Here is an 18707-nt window from a genome sequence, read left to right on the forward strand (position 1 = left end):
CCTAGCTTTCCGTGTGCTCTTCTCCATGAGCACGGGAGGCACTATAGCAATCGCGGAGGCCGGCAAGGGTTAAAGATATATAAAAACTGCGGACAAGAAATGAGCTCTTTCGGCTCTTCCCCAGGTATATCAATAGCTTAGCGAATTCGCCGATAAAAATTGACGGCATCCGAGGACAGAAGATTGGTAGAAATGCTTACAGTCTTGTAAGATATTGCTTACAAACTCAGAGCATTTCAGCAGGCTGTTCCGGTGCCTTAAGGCCTCCGGGACACACAGCGGTGCCACAAAGCCGCCAAGTTTTACAATCGCTCACGGCTTTTTACAGCATGGGCAAAGTGGGACATGTAACCTTTTGATTAGATAAATGGTATCCCCCCAAGGCGCTAGCAATAGCGCTCACAACCCCCCCTCATCCACCCCCTTTGGATGAGGGGTTTTTTTTGCCCGCTCAACAGGCGCCGAGGGCGTCGCAGGACTTCTGGAACTGATTTTCCAGGGCCTCCATCAGGGTGCCGGCGGCGGCCAGGTCCCGCTCGCGGGCGTATTGCTCGATTTCCAGGCAGATGCCCGTTACCCGCAACGCACCCAGATTGCCGCTGCTGCCTTTGAAGCTGTGCGCCTGCTGCCGGACGGCTTCGGCGTCGCCGGCGGCGAGGGCGTCGTGGAGGGCTTGCAGGCGCTGACCGCCATCGCGGATGTAGGAGGCGACCAGGGTGTCGAAGTCGCCCCCCATGATTTCTCGAAGTTCATTGATAACGGCGCTGTCGAGCACCGGTGGCTGTTCCATGTCTCACTCCCTTGATTGAAGGCGGCCCGGATTCCGATGATAAGCCTAAAGGACCACCTGGAAGGCCAATATACTAAGCCGGAAGCGCGGGGTTCAGGAAGCCGGAAGTACCGGGAATGGGACTCAGGGCAACACACCCAGGTTGCGGGCGCGGGTCACGTCCTCGGGGATATCCACGTCCCAAAGGGGCGGCAGTACGGTCACCGGGGCCACGTCGTTGAGCGCCACCAGCGTATCGGCCATGGCATAATCGGTGCCCAGGCGCACCCCTTCGAAGCGTCCGTCGTGCCAGACCGAGGCGTCGCTGCCGCCGATCAACACATAGCCGCCGTCCTCGCTGGCGCCCAGCACCACCCGGGCGTTGTCGAGCCCGTCCACGGCCAGTGCCAGGTAGGTCTGGTCCAGCACCGGGCAATCGCTGCCCACCAGTAGCACCCGGGCCGCTTCTTGCAGGCCGTCCCGCAGTGCCGCGTTCATGCGCTCGCCGAGTCCGCCGCCGTGCTGCAGCCCCACCTCCAGGCCGATTTCCCGGGCGTGGGCGGCGAGCCGGTCGTCATGATCGTCGAGCATCAGCCTGGCGCGGCCGGGGAAAGCGGCGGCCTCCCGCAGGGTGCGGTCGAGCAGGCGCTGGTGTACGTCCAGGGCGGTGTCCTCGCCCAGTTCGGGCACCAGGCGGGTCTTCACCCTGCCCCGGCGCGGGGCCCGGGCGAAGACCAGCAGCAGGGTATCCATGGCGGGCGCGCGCTCAGCCGCCATGGTGCTGCTGACGGTAATGTTGGCGGTAGTAGTCGCGGTGCAGCCGGGCCGGGTCCTCGCCGCGCCAGTAGCGCCAGCGCAGCTGCCACATCAGCATCATGGTGCGCCACACGCCGTGTTCCTCCCAGCGCCGGCTGTCGGCCACCAGCCGCGGACGCAGGCAGGCGGGCGCCGCCAGGCGGCGCAGACGCTGGCTCAGGGCCACGTCTTCCATCAGCGGCTGCATCGGGAAGCCGCCCATTTCCAGGAATTGGTCGCGCCGCACGAAGATGCCCTGGTCGCCGGTGGCGATGCCGGTCCAGCGCGAGCGGATATTCATGGCATGGCCGATCAGCGGGAACAGGCGGTGATTGCCGGACAGGCGCACGTCGAAGCGGCCCCAGACGGCGTCCTCGGGCAGCGCTCTCAGGGCGCGGATGTGACCGCGCACCACCCGGCCGCAGTCGGCGTGCAGGAACCACAGCCAGTCGCCTTCGGCGCGCTCGGCGCCCAGGTTCATCTGCCGGGCCCGGCCACGGTCGCAGTGCAGCACCAAGTCGGCGTGCTCACGGGCGATCAGCGCGCTGTTGTCGCTGCTGCCGCCGTCCACCACGATGATCTGATCGCCCTCGCCCAGGCGTTCACGAAGCATCTCCAGGAACGGCCCCAGACATTTCGCCTCGTCGAGCACCGGAATTACCACACTCAGGTTCATCCCAAAGCGCCTCCACAGCTACTGCCGGACCCCGCGGTGCACCCGAAGCAATGATCGGCCACGTACACCGGCTCGCCTTCCTTGTCGGCGTCGAGCAGCTCGCTGACGTGGGGGCGCCGATCATGGTGCCCCTGGGGCATATCCAGCATCTGGTTGAAGTCACAATCGTACAGGTAACCCTGATAATCCACGCTCAGGGTATTCCGGCACATCACGGCTTCAAGATTGTCGCGATTGTAGTTGTCGCGCAACAACTGCATGTAATCGTTGAACTGGTTATGCGCCAGCAGCACCGCCCCGAAACGGCTGATGGGCATATTGGTGATCGTCAGCAGGCGGTTGAAGCGCACGCCGAAGCGCTGGTCCAGCTCGCGGTGGTAGTCCGCCTCCAGGGCCGCCTGCGGCGGCGGCAGATGGGCGCCCACCGGGTTGTAGACCAGGTCCAGGGGCAGTGCCGGGTCGCCATAGCCGACCGCGTTCAGGCGCCGGATCGCCTCGATGCTGCTGCTGTAGACGCCCTTGCCGCGCTGCTCGTTGACGTTCTCTTCCAGGTAACAGGGCAGCGACGCCACGATCTGCACGCCCTGCTCCGCCAGAAATTCCGGCAGATCCTGATAGCCGTCCTCCAGCAGGATGGTCAGGTTGCAACGGTCGATCACGGTGACGCCGCGGGCCCGGGCGGCGCGCACCAGATCGCGGAAATGCGGGTTCATTTCCGGGGCGCCGCCGGTCAGGTCCAGAACCTCCACGCGGCCCCGGTCCAGCACCTGGATGATCTGCTCAATGGTCTCGCGCTGCATCATTTCGGTGCGCGTCGGGCCCGCGTTCACATGGCAGTGCACGCAGCTCATATTGCACAGATAGCCGAGATTGACCTGCAGAATGCTGGTGTGGCGCCGGCGCAGCGCCGGGAAGTCGGTACCACTGCGGAGCAAAAGCCCTCGGGTGTCCTTCATGGTGCGCTCCTCTACTTCCAATACGCCCATGGATGCACGTTAAAGGGAAACGTTACGTCAAACAGGGGAATCCGGCGAGGGTTTATCCGAAAAACCAGGAAAGATGGCGCCCCGAGCAGGAGTCGAACCTGCGACCTAGCGCTTAGGAGGCGCTTGCTCTATCCAACTGAGCTACCGGAGCGTAAGGGTTGGTATTGTAATTATCTCGGCGCGTGATGCCAGTGCGTGGGTTTACGGGCTTTTACCTTCGTTTGGTTTACCGGGGCGGCGAGTGTGGTTAGCGTCGAGGTATCCATTCGATGAACCTAGGGAGCGGGCACATGAGCAAGATACTCGGCTTAATCATTCTGGTGCTGGATATTCTGGCGATCATCAAGATCGTTCAGTCCGGCGCCTCCACCGGCGAGAAGATTCTGTGGGTGATCCTGGTATTGGTATTGCCGGTGATCGGCCTGGTGATATGGGCGCTGTTGGGCCCGGGCTCACCGGTCAAGAAGTAGCGACACGGCGACCGGCGCTATCCGCCGGTCGCCGCCTTTATCAACGCCTGATTGTCCTGGCTGATCAGCCAGAAACCCACACTGCCCAGCGACACCATCAGAAACTGCATATGCTGTTTGCGCCCGCGTAGCCAGGCCTGCGGCCAGTGTTCGCGGACCGCCGCCACCTTCTCCATCAGAAACAGCAGCATCACCGCCACCGCCATCAGCGGCGTGGACGCCCAGGCCGGCAGAAACGGCGTGGCACAGGCGGCCACCAGCAGCAACGCCGCCATCGGTACCAAGCCGGCATCCTCCCGCGCCAGCGCCGAGCCCGTATAGAGCCCCACCTGCAGCAGCACGTGCAGTGCCGCCAGCAACGCCACCAGCGTCACCCAGGATTGCGCCACCGTCGGTGACGGCAGCCAGATCGCCGTGGCCACCGCCACCACCACGAAGCCGTGGATGAACTGCAATCGGGACAGGGTTTTCAAGCCGGCCGGAAGCTCCGGGTCGCGGGGCAAACGCATGCAACATCCTCACTGCCAGAAAAGGGTTATAGATAGGGCTCGAACAGGTGTGCCAGCGCATTGCGCACATGGCGCCAGCGGCCCATGGCACGGAACTCCGCCTCGCCGACCCGGCGCGCGCCGCGCAGGCGGCGGTCGATCAAATCGTTGGCCTGCTCCGCCAGGGGGTCATCATAACATTCCATATCGAATTCGAAGTTAAGGCGCAGGCTGCGCGCGTCCCAGTTGCCCGAGCCCAGCAGCACCCAGTGGCCGTCCACCGTCATCAGCTTGGTGTGATCGAACGGCGGCGCCGAGAAATGCAGCTCCGCGCCTTCGCGCACCAGCCAGCGAAGCGCGTGCAGGCTGGCCCACTGCACCAGCCGCAGGTTGTTCTTTTGCGGCACCACGATGTTCACCCGCACCCCTTTCAGCAACGCCAGCTGCAGGCTCGCCAGCAGGGTCTGGTCGGGCACGAAATACGGCGTGACGATGCGCACTTCGTGCTCGGCGGCGCCGATCGCCGCCAGCAATGTCAGCCGGCGTTTGTCGAAATCCGCGTCCGGGCCGGCGTTGATACCGCGCGCCAGGGTGTCGCCCGCTTCCAGGGCGCCCAGGTAGTTGTCATCCAGGGTCTCGCCGCAGGTAAAGGCCCAGTCGGCGACGAAGCTGCGCAGCAGATGCACCACCGCGGGGCCCTCCACCCGGGCGTGCAGGTCCTGCATGTGTGCCGGCTCGCGCAGGTAGCCGGCGCGGATGTTCATACCGCCGGTGAAGCCGATGCAGCGGTCCACCACCATCAGTTTGCGGTGGTTGCGCAGGTTCAGGTAAGGCATTCGCCAGGGGGCGATGGAGTGCAGAAAGCGCTCCACGCGCACGCCCCGGCGGCGCAGGCGCAGGGTGATCGGCGGCAGCGAATAGAGCGCGCCGACGCCGTCCACCAGCACCCGCACGGTCACGCCGCGCGCCACCGCCCGCTCCAGGGCCTCCGCCAGCGGCTTGCCGGCGGCGTCGTTGCCGAAGATATAGGTGGCCAGCAACACACTGTCACGGGCCTGGTCCACCGCCTGGATCATCGCCGCCAGCGCCGGCCCGGCCTCCAGCAGCGTGACCCGGTTACCGCCGGTAAGCGGCAGGCCGGTGAGACGCCCCACCAGCCGCGCCAGCACCCGCAGGCGGTCGGATTGCAGCGGCGTGCCCTGATCCCGGCCGGCGCTCAGGGCGGCATCAATGGCGCCGCCGCCGGTGAGCTGGCGGGCGCGCCGCTGTATGCGGTTCACCCCCAACAGCAGATACAGCAGGGCGCCGACCAGCGGCACCAGCCATACCAGGCCGGTCCAGGCCGCGGCGGCGCGGGCATCCCGTTTGTGCTGCGCCACATGCAGCGTCACCCAGACCGCCGCGACCACGCCGGCGGTGGCGACGATGGCGGGCCAGAACACCTGTAGCCAGGCGATCAGCCACTCCACGAGCGACGCCGCGCCGGCGACCCATTCCTGCATGCTCTCTCCCTTGCGATTGATTCCCCGTCCGCACGCGGCCCAGCATACACCAGGGCCGCCGGGCGTCCGTCCCCGGCGGCGCCGTTTTGCGCTCGGACGCGCAAACGCATACCATAGCGCCGCTTTACACCCGCCGCGTTAACGACGCGCCGCCCCTGGCCATTTCGGCCCGCAGGGGTACTTATCCGGCCCAAAAGGCCATGGGGTCAGCCCCCGACGCAGACAGATATAACATGAACCACGCTGGTTGAAGCGGCCAGTGTACCGGCGCGCCCCTTGTCGCCGTCGGCGCATGATCAGGAGCGAAAACCATGTCAGAAGCCAATACGGTTATTCCGCTGCGTGAACATCAGGAGCCGGCCACCCAGGAGCCGCGCCGCTTCAAGGTGTTCACCGCACGCCAGTTGGACAAAATCGAACAATTGCAGCGCCTCGACGATGACGCCCGTTTCGCCATGCGCGTGGTGGCCAACGTGCTGCCGTTCCGCGTCAACGAATACGTGATCGAGGAACTGATCGACTGGGACCGTGTGCCCGACGACCCGATCTACCAGCTCACCTTTCCGCAGAAAGGCATGCTGGCGCCGGAACACTTCGACAAGGTGGCCGACGCCATGCGCGGCGGCGACAAGGCGGAGATCGATGCCGCCGTGGCCGAAGTCCGCGAGGCCCTCAACCCGCACCCCGCCGGGCAGATGGAACACAACATTCCGGAAGTGGACGGCGAAAAGATCGAAGGCATCCAGCACAAGTACAACGAGACGGTGCTGTTTTTCCCCAGTCAGGGCCAGGTGTGCCACAGCTACTGCACCTTCTGTTTCCGCTGGGCGCAGTTCATCGGCGATAACGATCTCAAGATCGCCACCAAGGAAGCCGGCCAGCTGAAGCGCTATGTGCAGGCGCACCCGGAGATCACCGACATCCTGATCACCGGCGGCGATCCACTGGTGATGAAGACCAAGAACCTGCGCGCCCACATCGAACCGCTGCTGGAGCTGGAGCAGATCCGCACCATCCGCATCGGCTCCAAGGCGCTCACCTTCTGGCCCCAGCGGGTGGTTTCCGACAAGGACGCCGACGACCTGCTCGACCTGTTCCGTGAAGTGCAGGCCGCCGGCAAGCACCTGGCGCTGATGGCCCACTACAACCACTGGCGCGAGCTGGAGCCGGCCATCGCCCGGGAAGCGATCGCCCGGGTACGCGAAACCGGCGCCCAGATCCGCGCCCAGGGCCCGCTGCTCGCGCACATCAACGACAACGCCGACGACTGGGCGCGCCTGTGGCAGACCCAGGTGGAGCTGGGCATCGTCCCCTACTACATGTTCGTGGAACGGGACACCGGCGCGCGCCGCTACTTCGAAGTGCCGCTGGCCCGCGCCTGGAATATCTACCGCGACGCCATGAAGCAGGTCTCCGGCCTGGCGCGCACCGCCCGTGGCCCGAGCATGTCCAGCCACCCGGGCAAGGTGGAAATCCAGGGCGTCACCGAAGTCGCCGGCGAGAAGGTGTTCGTGCTGCGCCTGATCCAGGGCCGCAACCCGGACTGGGTACAGCGCCCGTTCTTCGCCAAGTACAACGAGGACGCCACCTGGCTCAACCACCTGGAGCCGGCGTTCGGCGAAGACAAGTTCTTCTTCGATGACGAGCTGGCGGCCATGGAAGGCTGAGAACGCAGCCCGTCAGGCGCGGGAGCGGCCGGTCGACGTTCAAAGCAACGCGGCCAGCCGCGCCAGCGCACGCTCCACCCGACTGTCCCAGCGCACCGCGCAGTTCAAACGCAAACAGTGATCGAACTTGCCGGAGGCGGAGAACAGCGCCCCCGGCGCGAAGTTCACACCCGCGTCCAGGGCCCGCTCCGCCAGCTCGGTGGTATTCACCCGGCCGGGCAGTTCCAGCCACAGTACGAAACCGCCCTCGGGCCGGCTGACCCGGGTCTCCGTGGGAAACAGTTCGGTGACCCGGTCGGTCATGCGCGCCACCGCCTTGGCGTGCAGGCTTCTCACCCGCCGCAGATAACGGTCGTAGTGACCCTTTTCCAGGAAATGCGCCAGCGCCAGTTGTGACGGCGTGGCCACCGATACCGTATTGATGAACTGCAGATACTGCGCCCGTTGAAAATCCCGCCCGGGCACCAGCCAGCCCACGCGCATCCCCGCCGACAAGGTCTTCGAGCACGACGAGCAGTAGTACACCAGGCCGTCCCGGTCCCAGGCCTTGATCGGCAGCGGACGCGTGCCGCTGAGCGGCAGGTCACCGTAGATGTCATCCTCCACCAGCGGCACGTCGTGGTCCGTCAGCAGACGCAGCAGCGCCTGTTTGCGGCTGTCCGGCATGCGCGTGCCCAGCGGATTCGAGAAGTTCGGCACCATCACGCAGGCGGCCACCGGCCAGCGCTCCAACGCCAGCGTGAGCGCCTCCAGGGACAGGCCCTGGATCGGGTCGGTGGGGATCTCCAGGGCCTTGAGGCCCAGGGATTCGATCACCTGCAGCAGGCCGTAGTAGGTGGGCGACTCAATGGCCACGGTGTCCCCCGGCCGGGTCAGCATGCGCAGGGCGATGGCGACGGACTCCTGGCAGCTGTTGGTGATCAGCACCTGATCCGGGGACACCGGGCAGCGCAACGCCGCCAGCCGGCGGGCCAGGCCGGCGCGCAACTCCGGCGCCCCGGGCGGAAACTCATAGCCCACGCAGCGGCGACGCTGTTCGCGCAGCACGGTGCGGAAGGCCCGCTCCATATGCGCCACCGGCTGGAAATCCGGGTCCGCCACCGCCGCCCCCAGGTTCACCACCGCCGGATCGTTAACCGCCTGCACCATGCGCAGCACCCGCTCCTGGCCGGTCACCGGGCGCGGGCGGCGGCCGGCGCGGGGCAGGCTGGGCGCGTCCCGCCGGGCCAGCGGCGGACACACGAAAAAGCCGGAGCGCGGCCGCGCCTCCAGCACACCGCGCTGCTCCAGCTCCCGGCAGGCGCTCACCACCGTGGCCACGCTCACGCCATGCTGCTCGCCGAGCTTGCGCACCCCTGGCAAGCGGCTGCCCACCGGATAGACCTGATCGCGGATCAGCGTCTGCAGCTGGTCCGCCAGTTGCTCGTAGCGCTTGTTCGGGTATCCCATGACCGCCGTCCCTCATCACTTCATTGCCAGCACAGTTGCCGTGAAATCGAACGGCACAGTTCTCCCTCACAACAATCTGTACCGGTTCAATTTCTACTTTTTATATCTGTATTGACTCAGGGTGTCCACCTAACCTGATCCCTCTGGATCAGGAGCCCACGCATGACCCTGGAACACCTTCTCCCACTGATCGGTTTCGTCGCCGTGATGAGCGGCACCCCCGGCCCCAATAACCTGATGTTGATGGCCGCCGGCGCCAACGTCGGCTGGCGGCCCTGCCTGCCCCACCTGCTGGGCATCGCGTTCGGCTGTCAGGCCCTGCTGTGGAGCCTGGCCCTGGGGCTGGGCGGGCTGCTGGCCCACTACCCGGCCCTGAACTGGGGGCTGCGGCTGATCGGCGCCGGGTTTCTGCTGACGCTGGCCTGGCGGCTCGCCAGTGCCCGGACCCGGCCCGGGGATCAGCGCGCCGCCCGGCCGCTGACGTTTAGCCAGGCGGCCCTGTTCCAGGCGGTCAATCCCAAAGCCTGGATGATGATGCTCACCGCCCTGGCCACCTTCACCGAGCCGTCCCGGTTCGTCGCCGACGTGGCGTTAGTAGCCCTGTGTTATCTGCTGGTCGGATTGCCGCTGATCAGCGCCTGGAACCTGGGCGGGGTGGTACTCAAGGCACGGCTGCACCAGGGGCACCGGCTCCGCCACTTCAACCGGGCGATGGCGGTGCTGCTGCTAGCGCTGCTGTATCCGGTCTTTTTCAGCGCCGAGGCGCCACCGCTGCCGGCGCCCGCCGCGACCCCGCCGCAGTGGTGGCTGAGCGTTATGTGACCACCCCGGCGGCCGACACTTTTTCTTTGCGGGTGAGTCGCTTAGGCTTGGCGGGCGGCCCGCCCGGGCCGTGGATACGGGATGCTCAGGGGAAGGCGGCGATGCACAACGGTTTCATGGTGTTGCACGGCAACCGGCTGGAGACGCTCACCGAGCTGGTGGCGGACTGGCTGCGGCAACACCCGCTGGCGCCGCTGGACGAGGAGATCTTCCTGGTCCAGTCCAACGGCATGGCCCAGTGGCTGAAACTGCAGCTGGCCGGGGCGCTGGGCATAAGCGCCGGTTTCCAGTTCCAGATGCCTGCCCGCTTTCTGTGGAGCGCCTACCGCACCGCGCTCGGTGAAGACCGGGTGCCACGCACCTCGCCGTTCGACAAGTCGCGGCTGCTGTGGCGCCTGTACCGGCTGCTGCCCACCCTGCTCGACGCCCCCCATTTCGGTCCGCTGCGCCACTTCCTGGCCGACGACGTGGACGGCCGCAAACGCCACCAGTTGGCGGAACGGCTGGCGGATCTGTTCGACGCCTACCAGGTCTACCGGGCCGACTGGCTGGCGGACTGGGAACGGGGCGACGACCGGCTGCGCCGCGCCGAGGACCGCGACCGCTTCGACGACTTCCCCGCCAGCCAGCTGTGGCAGGCGCATTTGTGGCGCGCCCTGCTCGCGGACATGGAGGCGGACAAACAGGGGCTCAGCCGCAGCGCCATTCACCGGGCCTTCGTCGACACCCTGCAACAGGACACTCTGCAACAGGATACGCCGCCGGCGGGGCTGCCGCGCCGGCTGATCATTTTCGGCATCAGCGCCCTGCCCCAGCAGGCACTGGAAGCCCTGGCGGCGCTCAGCCGCCACTGCCAGATCCTGATGCTGGTGCAGAACCCCTGCCAGCATTACTGGGCCGACATCGTCGAGGACAAACAGCTGCTGCGCCGTCAGCTCGACAACCGCAAACGTCACCTGACCGCGTTGCCGGACAACCCGGTCAATCCGCTGCTGGCCGCCTGGGGCAAGCAGGGCCGCGATTTTATCGGCCTGCTCTACGACCACGACGACCCGGACAGCTACCGCAGCGCCTTTCAGAATCAGATCGATCTGTTTGAGAACCTGGAACCGCGCACCCTGCTGCAACGGCTGCAGCAGGATATTCTCGACCTGGAGCCGCTGCCGTCGCCGGATCAGCGGCCACCGCTGCAAGCCGACGGCTCGCTACGCTTCCGCATCGGCCACAGCGCCCAGCGGGAGGTGGAGATTCTGCAGGACGAGCTGCTCGACCGCTTCAGCGCCGACCCGGACCTGCAGCCCCGCGACGTGATCGTCATGGTGCCGGACATCGAAGCCTATGCCCCGCACATCGACGCCGTGTTCGGCCGCCTGGATCCGGGCGACGCGCGCTACCTGCCCTACACGCTCAGCGACCGCAGTGCCGGCGCCGCCTCGCCGCTGGCCCAGGCGATCGAGTCGCTGCTGCATCTGCCGCAGTGGCGCTTCACCGCCACCGATATCCTCGACCTGCTGGACGTACCGGCGGTGCGCGAGCGCTTCGGCATCGACGAGAGCGACCTGCCGCAGCTGGCCCGCTGGATCGACCAGGCGCGCATCCGCTGGGGGTTGAACAGCGAGCAGCGGCAGACCCTGGACGTGCCCGGCTTCGAGCAGAACAGCTGGGCGTTCGGCCTGAAACGCATGCTGGCCGGCTACCTGCTCGGCGACGGCCCGGCCTGGATGGGCATCGAGCCGCTGGACGAAGTGGCCGGCCTGGGCGCCGAGCTGGCCGGGCGCCTGGCGCGCCTGCTCGACACCCTGGAACACCACTGGCGCCAATGCCGCCGTGACGGCGGCGCCCGCGACTGGCGAGAGCGCTTCACCGCCCTGCTCGACGATCTGTTCCTGCCCGTGGACGAAGCGGACCAGAACCTGGACGCGGGCCTGCGCGACGCCCTCAACGACTGGATCGCCGCCTGCGACGAAGCGGATTTCGACAGCCCGCTGCCGCTCACCGTGGCGCGCCGGCCGCTGCTCGACGCCCTCAACGCGGAAAGCCTGTCGCAGCGGTTCATGGCCGGGCGCATCAACTTCTGCACGTTGATGCCGATGCGCGCTATCCCGTTCCGCCATGTGTGCCTGCTGGGCATGAAGGACGGCGACTACCCGCGTCAGCAGCAGCCCATGGATTTCGACCTGATGCGCCAATGGGGCAACTACCGGCCCGGCGACCGCTCGCGCCGCGACGACGACCGCTACCTGTTCCTGGAGGCCCTGCTCAGCGCCCGCGACAGCCTCTACATCAGCTGGACCGGCCGCAACGTGCGCGACAACAGCGAACGCCCGCCTTCGGTGCTGGTGGCGCAACTGCGCGACCACATCAACCAGCGCTGGCGCGTGGACCGGGGCGAACCGGTGGACGCCCTCACCGTGGCGCACCCGCTGCAGCCGTTCAGCCCGGACTATTTCGACGCCGACGATGACCGGCTGCACACCTACGCCAACGAATGGCGCGCCCTGCACCAGGGCGACGCGCCCCGGGCGCGCAATGAACAGCCGCTGGCGCCGCTGGAAACCGGCGAGCCGGTCACCTGCGCCGCCCTGGGCCGCTTTCTCAAGCAGCCGGTGGCGCACTTTTTCGAGCACCGTCTGAAAGCCCGGCTCCGACAGGAACGCCGCGTGCTGGACGACACCGAGCCGTTCGCCTTCGACGGTCTGCAACGCTTCCAGCTGCAGGATCAACTGCTCAGCGAGGCCCTGCGCGCCGGCCCCGACCAGGCCGACGCCGCCATGGCCGCCGGCCTGGACCGGCTCGCCGGCAGCGGCGACCTGCCCCTGGCGCCGTTCACCGAAGGCAGCCGCGACAGCCTGTTGATGCCGCTGTCCCAGCCGCTGGCGCAGTACTTCGCCCTGCTGGCCGAATGCGGGGAACGGCGGGCGCAGCAGGAAATCCGCCTGCAGGCGGGGCCGCTGCTGATCGAGGACTGGCTCACCGACCTGCGCGGCAGCAACGCCGACCCGCGGCGGCTGGTGCTGCACACCGGCCGCCTCAAGGACCGCTTCGACAAGGTCACCCCGGAGTGGACCCTGCACCTGGCCGCCTGCGCCGCCGGCCACCCACTGACCACGCACCTTCAGGGCCAGGACGGCCGCCTGACCCTGCCGCCGCTGGCCCGCGACGCCGCCCAGCAGCACCTGGACCGCATCGGCCAGGCCTGGCGCCAGGCCCTGTGTGAGCCGCTGCCCATCGCCTGCGCCACCGCGTTCGCCTGGCTCAAGGGGGAGGAGAAGGACAACGGCGAATACGAGGCCCGCAAGCAGTTCGAATCCGGCTTCATGCACACCGGCGAACAGGAAAAAGAGCCGGCCCTGGCGCGCGCCTGGACCGGCTTCGACGCCCTGCTCGCGCCCCGCCACGGCGACCTCAGCGCCTTCGAATACTGGACCGGGCAGCTCTACGCGCCGCTGTACGCGCACGCCCAATGGCACGAACCGGGGGAGCCGGCATGAACGCTGAACGACCGCTGCCGATCACCTTCCCGCTGCACGGCACCCGGCTGATCGAGGCCAGCGCCGGCACCGGCAAGACCTTTACCCTGGCCGCCCTCTACCTGCGCCTGGTGCTGGGCCACGGCGACGACGGGGACCACAACAACGCCTTCCACCGGCCGCTGCTGCCGCCGGAAATCCTGGTGGTGACCTTCACCGAAGCGGCCACCGAGGAACTGCGCGAGCGTATCCGCCACCGCCTCGCCGAAGCCGCCCGCCTGTTCGCCGACCCTGACGCCGAAGCCAGCGACCCGGTGCTCGCCGAGCTGCTCAACGATTACCGCGAACCCGAGCAACGCGCCCGCTGCGCCCAGCGTCTGGAGGCCGCCGCGCAATGGATGGACGAAGCCGCCGTCTACACCATCCACGGCTTCTGCAACCGCATGCTCAAGCAGCACGCCTTCGATTCCGGCAGCCTGTTCAGCCTGGAACTGCAGGAGGACGCCAGCGACGAGCAGCAGCAGGCCGCCCGCGATTACTGGCGCACCGTGATCGCCGATTTCCCGGTCAGCGCCGCCAATGCCCTGCAAAGCGACAACCTGGGCAACCCGGACGCCCTGCTGGCCGCCTGCCGCCCGCTGCTGGGCCTGCGCGAAGCGGACCCGGACGTGCTGCCGCAAAGCGTGCGCCACTGGCTCACGCTCACCGGCCCGCAGGCGGACACGGAGCAGCGGGCGCGGCAACAGCTGGCCGCCGAACTGCCGGACTTTCTGGAATGGGTGCGCGCCGCGCGCGACAACAAATGGCTCAACGGCAACAGCTACCGCACTAACAGCCTGCCGGGCATGCTGCAGACCCTGCAGCGTTACGCCAACGGCGAGCGACTGAACGACAAGGGCTACGAGACGCTGGCGAAGTTTTCCCACGACGGCATGAAGCTCACCAAGGCGGGCCAGGCCCACCGACCGGACTTCGCTTTCTGCCAGGCCCTGGACGCGGTCATGGAAGGGCGCGCCAACACCCGCCTGCCGCGCACGGATCTGCTCGCCCACGCCGCCGCCTGGATTCATCAGCGGGTGGACAAGGTGCGCCGCCAGACCGCCACCATCGGCTTCGACGACATGCTCAGCCGCCTGCACGATGCCCTGCACGGCGACAACGGCGAGCGGCTCGCCGAGGTGATCCGCACCCAGTTCCCGGTGGCGCTGATCGACGAATTCCAGGACACCGACCCCACCCAGTACGGGATTTTCTCGGCGCTGTACGGGGGCCGCGAGGCGGACTTGGCTGACAAGCGCACCGGCTGGTTTATGATCGGCGACCCCAAGCAGGCGATCTACGCCTTCCGGGGCGCCGACGTCTTCACCTATCTGAAAGCGCGCCGCGCCACCGAAGGCAACCACTACACCCTGGACAAGAACTTCCGCTCCGCCGAGGCCATGGTGGAGGCGGTGAACCATTTGTTCACCTACAGTCAGGAGGCGTTCGGCGATGTCTTCATGATGGACAACGCCATCCCCTTCGAGACGGTGAAAGCCCAGGGGCGCAAGGAAGAGCTGCTGGTGGACGGTGCGCCCAAGGCCGGCGTCACCCTGTGGGTGGAGGACCGGGACAAACCGGTGAGCGCCGGCCCCTATCGCGAAGAGCAGGCGGCCCGCTGCGCCAACCACATCGCCCACCTGCTCAACGGCGCGGAACAGGGCGTCACCGGCTTCCGCGACGGCGACGGCTTCACCCCGCTGCACCCCAACGACATCGCCATCCTGGTGCGCGACCGCATTGAGGCCAAGGCGGTGCGCGACGCGCTGATGGAACGCCAGGTGCGCAGCGTTTATTTGTCCGATCAGGATTCCGTGTTCGCCCAGCCGGAAGCCTTCGACCTGCTGCTGATTCTGCACGCCTGCGCGGCGCCGGAATCCGACAGCCGGGTGCGCAGCGCCCTGGCCTGCTCGGTGCTCGACCTGGCCTACGCGGAGCTGGACGCGCTCAACCAGGACGAGGTGCGCTGGGAAAAGACCGTGGAGCAGTTCCACGGCTACCGCCACCAGTGGCGCACCCAGGGCGTGCTGCCAATGCTGCGCGGCCTGCTGATGGAGTTCCAGGTGCCCGCCCGGCTCAGCCAGAGCCTGGACGGCGAGCGCGCCCTGACCAACCTGCTGCACCTGGCCGAGCTGCTGCAGCAGGCCGCCACCCGCCTGGACGGCGAGCAGTCGCTGATCCGCTATCTGGAAGACGCGGTGGAGAGCGCCGTGGAAGAGCAGCGCTCCGGCAGCAAGGAGAGCATCCTGCGCCTGGAAAGCGACGACGACCGGGTCAAGGTGATCACCATCCACAAGTCCAAGGGCCTGGAATACCCGCTGGTGTACCTGCCCTTTATCTGCGGCTTCCGCCCGGCGGACAAGAACAAGCCGCCGCTGCGCTACCACGAAAACGACCACCTCAATGTGTCCCTGGAGCCGGACGACAGCGTCGAGCACAAGGCCGACCACGAGCGGCTGGCCGAGGACATGCGCCTGCTCTATGTGGCGCTGACCCGCGCCCGCCACGCCTGCACCCTGGGCCTGGCGCCCTACATCAAGGGGCGCGGCAAACAGAACCACCTGGAACGCAGCGCCGTGGGGCGTCTGCTGTTCGGCGGCGGCGTCGCCAACGACGGCCTGATGGCGGCGCTGGCACCGCTGGCCTGCGACGCCATCACCGTGATGGCCCCGCCGGACAGCGACCTGGAGGTCTACCGGCCCACGGAACAGGCCATGACGCTCAGCGACGAGCTGCGGCTTCCGGCCCGGCAGCGGGAGCCCTGGTGGATCGCCAGCTACAGCGCCCTGAAACAGGTTCAGGAAACCCTGGCCCCGGCGGATCCGCGCGGCGATCAACTGGCGGAACAGCACAACGAGGACAGCGACCCGGCGGACGTGAACCAGCCGCCACGGCCGGACAGCATCCACGCCTTCCCGCGCGGCGCCGCGCCCGGCACCCTGCTGCACGACCTGCTTGAGCAGGCCGCCGACCAGCGCTTTGCTCAGACCCTTGCCGAGCCCGCCGACTTCGATCTCAACCTGGAAGAGAAACTGCGCGCCCGGGGCTGGCAGGACCACAGCGACGTGATCCGTGACTGGTGGAAACAGACCCTCAGGGCCGAGCTGCCGCTGGCCGAGGGGCGCATCAGCCTGGCGACGCTGAACACCTATGTGCCGGAACTGGAATTCGTGTTCCCCGCCCACCGGGTCAAGGTGGCGGAGATGGACGCCCTGATCCGCCGGCATATTCATCCGCAGCATCCACGCCCACGGCTGGAAGCGGACACCCTCAACGGCATGCTGAAAGGCTTTATCGATCTGGTGTTCGAGCACGACGGCAAATACTACGTGCTGGACTACAAATCCAACTGGCTGGGCGCCGACGACCAGGCCTACACCCGGGACGCGATGACCGACGCGGTGCTGGAGAAGCGCTACGAGGTGCAGTACGTGCTCTATCTGCTCGCCCTGCACCGCCTGCTGCGCAGCCGCCTCGGCGACGGCTACGACCCGGAGCAGCACCTGGGCGGCGCCGTCTATGTGTTCCTGCGCGGCCTGCGGGGCCCGGCGGCGGGCACCGTGTTCGACCGGCCGGATACGGCCCTGATTGAAGCGCTGGACGCGCAGTTCGGAGGCGCCCATGCAAACTGATCTGTTCGCCACGCTCGACTGGCAGGACGCGCTGGCGCAGCTGCGCGACCAGGGCCTGCTCCGGGATCTGGACGTGGCGGTGGCCCGCTTCCTGCAGCAGCAATGCCCCGAGGCCGGCAACGAAGTCCTGCTGCTCGCCGCCTTCACCAGCAACCAGCAGGCCAGCGGCCACCTGTGCCTGGACCTGAACAACCGCGAGTTGCCCACCCAGCTGTGGGGCAGCAATCCGCCGCCGGCGCTCACCGCCCTGTTGCCCGGCGGCGTGGACGACTGGCTTCGGCACTTACAACAGAGTGCGCTGGTCAGCGAGAACGGCGGCACCCCCCTGGTGCTGGACGGCGGCCGGCTTTATTTGCGCCGCAACTGGTCCCGGGAGCAGGCGGTGGCCGAGGCCATCGAGGCGCGCCTGGCGGGCGGCGAACCGGTGCCGGTGGACGCGCTGCGCGCGGCCCTGGCCAGGCTGTTTCCGGGCGGCGACGGGGCGCACACCGACTGGCAGCAGGTGGCCTGCGCGCTGGCGGTGCGTGGCGGCATCGGCATCATCACCGGCGGCCCGGGCACCGGCAAAACCACCACCGTGGTGCGCCTGCTGGGCGTGCTGCAGAGCCTGGCCATGGCGGACGGCCGGCGCCTGCGCATGCGGCTGGCGGCGCCCACCGGCAAGGCGGCGGCGCGGCTCACCGAATCGATCGGCGAGCAGCTGCAAAAGCTGCCGGTGGACGCGGCGGTGCGCGACGCCATCCCCACCGAGGTGACCACCCTGCACCGGCTGCTCGGCACCCGCCCGGACAGCCGCCACTTCCGGCACCACCGCGACAACCCGCTGCACGCGGACCTGGTGGTGGTGGACGAAGCCAGCATGATCGACATGGACATGATGGCCAGCCTGCTGGACGCGCTGGATCAACATACCCGGCTGATTCTGCTCGGCGACAAGGACCAGCTGGCCAGCGTGGAAGCCGGCGCGGTAATGGGCGACCTGTGCCGCGACGCGGACCAGGGCCTGTACACCCCGGACACGGTGGCCTACCTGCGCCAGGCCTGCGGCGCCGACGTCAGCCCCTGGGCCGGCGACGGCGCCGCCCTCGCCCAGCAGACCGCCATGCTGCGCACCAACTGGCGGTTCAAGGACACGCCGGGCATCGGTGAGCTGGCGTTGGCGGTGAACGGCGGCGACCCGGCGGCGGTGGCGCGGGTGTTCCAGCAGCAGCGGCCCGGCCTGCGCGGCCTGTCCCTGGGTGAAGAAACTGACGCGCTCACCGACCTGGTGCTGGACGGCGACGGCCAGCACCCCGGCCTGCGGGCGCTGTTCGCCGAAGTCGGCGCGTCCCCCGACGACGCCCACCCTGATGCTTGGGCCGCGCAACGGCTGCGTCAGCTCACCGGTCAGCAGCTGCTCAGCGGCCTGCGCAGCGGCCCCTTCGGCGTGGACGCGCTGAACCGGTCGATCACCGAGCGCCTGCGCCGCGAAGGTCTGGCCGGGGACCACGACTGGTATCCGGGCCGGCCGGTGATGATGACCCGCAACGACTACCAACTGGGCCTGATGAACGGCGACGTGGGCCTGACATTGCCCCACCCGGACGGCCTGCGGGTGGCGTTCCAGCTGCCTGACGGGCGCATCAAGTGGGTGCTGCCGAGCCGCCTGGACAGCGCCGACACCGTCTACGCCATGACCGTGCACAAGGCCCAGGGCTCGGAGTTCGGCCACACTCTGCTGGTGCTGCCGGACCATCCCCATCCGTTGCTGACCCGGGAGCTGATCTACACCGCCGTGACCCGCGCCAAGCAGGCTTTCACGCTGATCGAATACGGCCCCCCCACCGTGCTTGCCGACGCCGTTAGACGGCGCACTTGGCGCGCCTCGGGCCTATGGCAAAAACTGAACCGTTAACCCACAAAAAAGGGGCGGCAAAAGCCGCCCCACGGGTTCGCTGAGCAA

At 67.6% G+C, this 18707-nt stretch carries 13 protein-coding genes and 1 tRNA gene; 6 read left to right on the forward strand and 8 right to left on the reverse strand.

From position 1 onward, the window contains the following. Window positions 1-451: 451 nt before the first annotated feature. The 5 genes from ACMG4O_RS13035 to ACMG4O_RS13055 all read right to left on the reverse strand — a co-directional run bounded on the left by ACMG4O_RS13035 (window position 452) and on the right by ACMG4O_RS13055 (window position 3377). On the reverse strand, window positions 452-790 hold the full coding sequence (locus ACMG4O_RS13035) for an Hpt domain-containing protein (RefSeq protein WP_194855400.1): 339 nt from the start codon (window positions 788-790) through the stop codon (window positions 452-454). 123 nt (window positions 791-913) lie between these two features. Beyond that, on the reverse strand, window positions 914-1546 hold the full coding sequence (locus ACMG4O_RS13040) for a TIGR04282 family arsenosugar biosynthesis glycosyltransferase (protein WP_370212298.1): 633 nt from the start codon (window positions 1544-1546) through the stop codon (window positions 914-916). Beyond that, window positions 1536-2240 (reverse strand): TIGR04283 family arsenosugar biosynthesis glycosyltransferase, encoded by a 705-nt coding sequence (locus ACMG4O_RS13045; protein WP_142948628.1) that lies wholly within the window; start codon window positions 2238-2240, stop codon window positions 1536-1538. The genes ACMG4O_RS13040 and ACMG4O_RS13045 overlap by 11 nt, the downstream gene beginning before the upstream one ends. Next, a complete protein-coding gene (gene arsS / locus ACMG4O_RS13050; RefSeq protein WP_370212294.1) occupies window positions 2237-3196 on the reverse strand; it encodes an arsenosugar biosynthesis radical SAM (seleno)protein ArsS in 960 nt (319 codons plus the stop codon). The genes ACMG4O_RS13045 and arsS overlap by 4 nt, the downstream gene beginning before the upstream one ends. 104 nt (window positions 3197-3300) lie before the next feature. Continuing rightward, window positions 3301-3377: transfer RNA gene (locus ACMG4O_RS13055), tRNA-Arg, on the reverse strand. A gap of 139 nt (window positions 3378-3516) precedes the next feature. Here ACMG4O_RS13055 and ACMG4O_RS13060 point away from each other — a divergent pair. Further along, window positions 3517-3696 (forward strand): PLD nuclease N-terminal domain-containing protein, encoded by a 180-nt coding sequence (locus ACMG4O_RS13060; RefSeq protein ID WP_142948630.1) that lies wholly within the window; start codon window positions 3517-3519, stop codon window positions 3694-3696. A gap of 17 nt (window positions 3697-3713) precedes the next feature. On the opposite strand, the gene ACMG4O_RS13065 is transcribed toward ACMG4O_RS13060, so the two are convergent. Next, on the reverse strand, window positions 3714-4205 hold the full coding sequence (locus ACMG4O_RS13065; protein WP_335629333.1) for a hypothetical protein: 492 nt from the start codon (window positions 4203-4205) through the stop codon (window positions 3714-3716). Between the two features lie 26 nt (window positions 4206-4231). Then, on the reverse strand, window positions 4232-5686 hold the full coding sequence (locus ACMG4O_RS13070) for a phospholipase D-like domain-containing protein (protein ID WP_370201598.1): 1455 nt from the start codon (window positions 5684-5686) through the stop codon (window positions 4232-4234). Window positions 5687-5997: 311 nt separating this feature from the next. Between ACMG4O_RS13070 and ACMG4O_RS13075 the strand changes: the two genes are divergently transcribed. Beyond that, window positions 5998-7353 carry a KamA family radical SAM protein gene (locus tag ACMG4O_RS13075; protein ID WP_414433914.1) on the forward strand — a complete coding sequence of 452 codons (1356 nt, stop codon included), beginning with the start codon at window positions 5998-6000 and terminating at the stop codon, window positions 7351-7353. A 39-nt stretch (window positions 7354-7392) separates the two neighbouring features. On the opposite strand, the gene ACMG4O_RS13080 is transcribed toward ACMG4O_RS13075, so the two are convergent. Continuing rightward, window positions 7393-8802, reverse strand: coding sequence for a PLP-dependent aminotransferase family protein (locus ACMG4O_RS13080; protein ID WP_414433915.1), 1410 nt, complete (start codon window positions 8800-8802; stop codon window positions 7393-7395). A gap of 162 nt (window positions 8803-8964) precedes the next feature. Between ACMG4O_RS13080 and ACMG4O_RS13085 the strand changes: the two genes are divergently transcribed. The 4 genes from ACMG4O_RS13085 to recD all read left to right on the forward strand — a co-directional run bounded on the left by ACMG4O_RS13085 (window position 8965) and on the right by recD (window position 18659). After that, window positions 8965-9624, forward strand: a complete 660-nt coding sequence (locus ACMG4O_RS13085; RefSeq protein WP_414433916.1) for a LysE family translocator — start codon at window positions 8965-8967, stop codon at window positions 9622-9624. 101 nt (window positions 9625-9725) lie between these two features. After that, on the forward strand, window positions 9726-13115 hold the full coding sequence (gene recC, locus ACMG4O_RS13090; protein WP_414433917.1) for an exodeoxyribonuclease V subunit gamma: 3390 nt from the start codon (window positions 9726-9728) through the stop codon (window positions 13113-13115). Next, window positions 13112-16765, forward strand: a complete 3654-nt coding sequence (recB, locus tag ACMG4O_RS13095; protein WP_414433918.1) for an exodeoxyribonuclease V subunit beta — start codon at window positions 13112-13114, stop codon at window positions 16763-16765. Before recC ends, recB begins: the two co-directional genes overlap by 4 nt. After that, window positions 16755-18659 (forward strand): exodeoxyribonuclease V subunit alpha, encoded by a 1905-nt coding sequence (recD, locus tag ACMG4O_RS13100; protein WP_414433919.1) that lies wholly within the window; start codon window positions 16755-16757, stop codon window positions 18657-18659. Before recB ends, recD begins: the two co-directional genes overlap by 11 nt. Window positions 18660-18707: the final 48 nt, after the last annotated feature.

This window comes from Alloalcanivorax venustensis (assembly GCF_047495515.1).
GTDB classification, from domain to species: domain Bacteria; phylum Pseudomonadota; class Gammaproteobacteria; order Pseudomonadales; family Alcanivoracaceae; genus Alloalcanivorax; species Alloalcanivorax venustensis.

Coding starts and splice junctions, on each gene's coding strand:
- ACMG4O_RS13035 (WP_194855400.1), bottom strand. CDS start 790: ATGGAACAGCCACCGGTGCTCGACAGCGCCGTTATCAATGAACTTCGA.
- ACMG4O_RS13040 (WP_370212298.1), bottom strand. CDS start 1,546: ATGGCGGCTGAGCGCGCGCCCGCCATGGATACCCTGCTGCTGGTCTTC.
- ACMG4O_RS13045 (WP_142948628.1), bottom strand. CDS start 2,240: ATGAACCTGAGTGTGGTAATTCCGGTGCTCGACGAGGCGAAATGTCTG.
- arsS (WP_370212294.1), bottom strand. CDS start 3,196: ATGAAGGACACCCGAGGGCTTTTGCTCCGCAGTGGTACCGACTTCCCG.
- ACMG4O_RS13060 (WP_142948630.1), top strand. CDS start 3,517: ATGAGCAAGATACTCGGCTTAATCATTCTGGTGCTGGATATTCTGGCG.
- ACMG4O_RS13065 (WP_335629333.1), bottom strand. CDS start 4,205: ATGCGTTTGCCCCGCGACCCGGAGCTTCCGGCCGGCTTGAAAACCCTG.
- ACMG4O_RS13070 (WP_370201598.1), bottom strand. CDS start 5,686: ATGCAGGAATGGGTCGCCGGCGCGGCGTCGCTCGTGGAGTGGCTGATC.
- ACMG4O_RS13075 (WP_414433914.1), top strand. CDS start 5,998: ATGTCAGAAGCCAATACGGTTATTCCGCTGCGTGAACATCAGGAGCCG.
- ACMG4O_RS13080 (WP_414433915.1), bottom strand. CDS start 8,802: ATGGGATACCCGAACAAGCGCTACGAGCAACTGGCGGACCAGCTGCAG.
- ACMG4O_RS13085 (WP_414433916.1), top strand. CDS start 8,965: ATGACCCTGGAACACCTTCTCCCACTGATCGGTTTCGTCGCCGTGATG.
- recC (WP_414433917.1), top strand. CDS start 9,726: ATGCACAACGGTTTCATGGTGTTGCACGGCAACCGGCTGGAGACGCTC.
- recB (WP_414433918.1), top strand. CDS start 13,112: ATGAACGCTGAACGACCGCTGCCGATCACCTTCCCGCTGCACGGCACC.
- recD (WP_414433919.1), top strand. CDS start 16,755: ATGCAAACTGATCTGTTCGCCACGCTCGACTGGCAGGACGCGCTGGCG.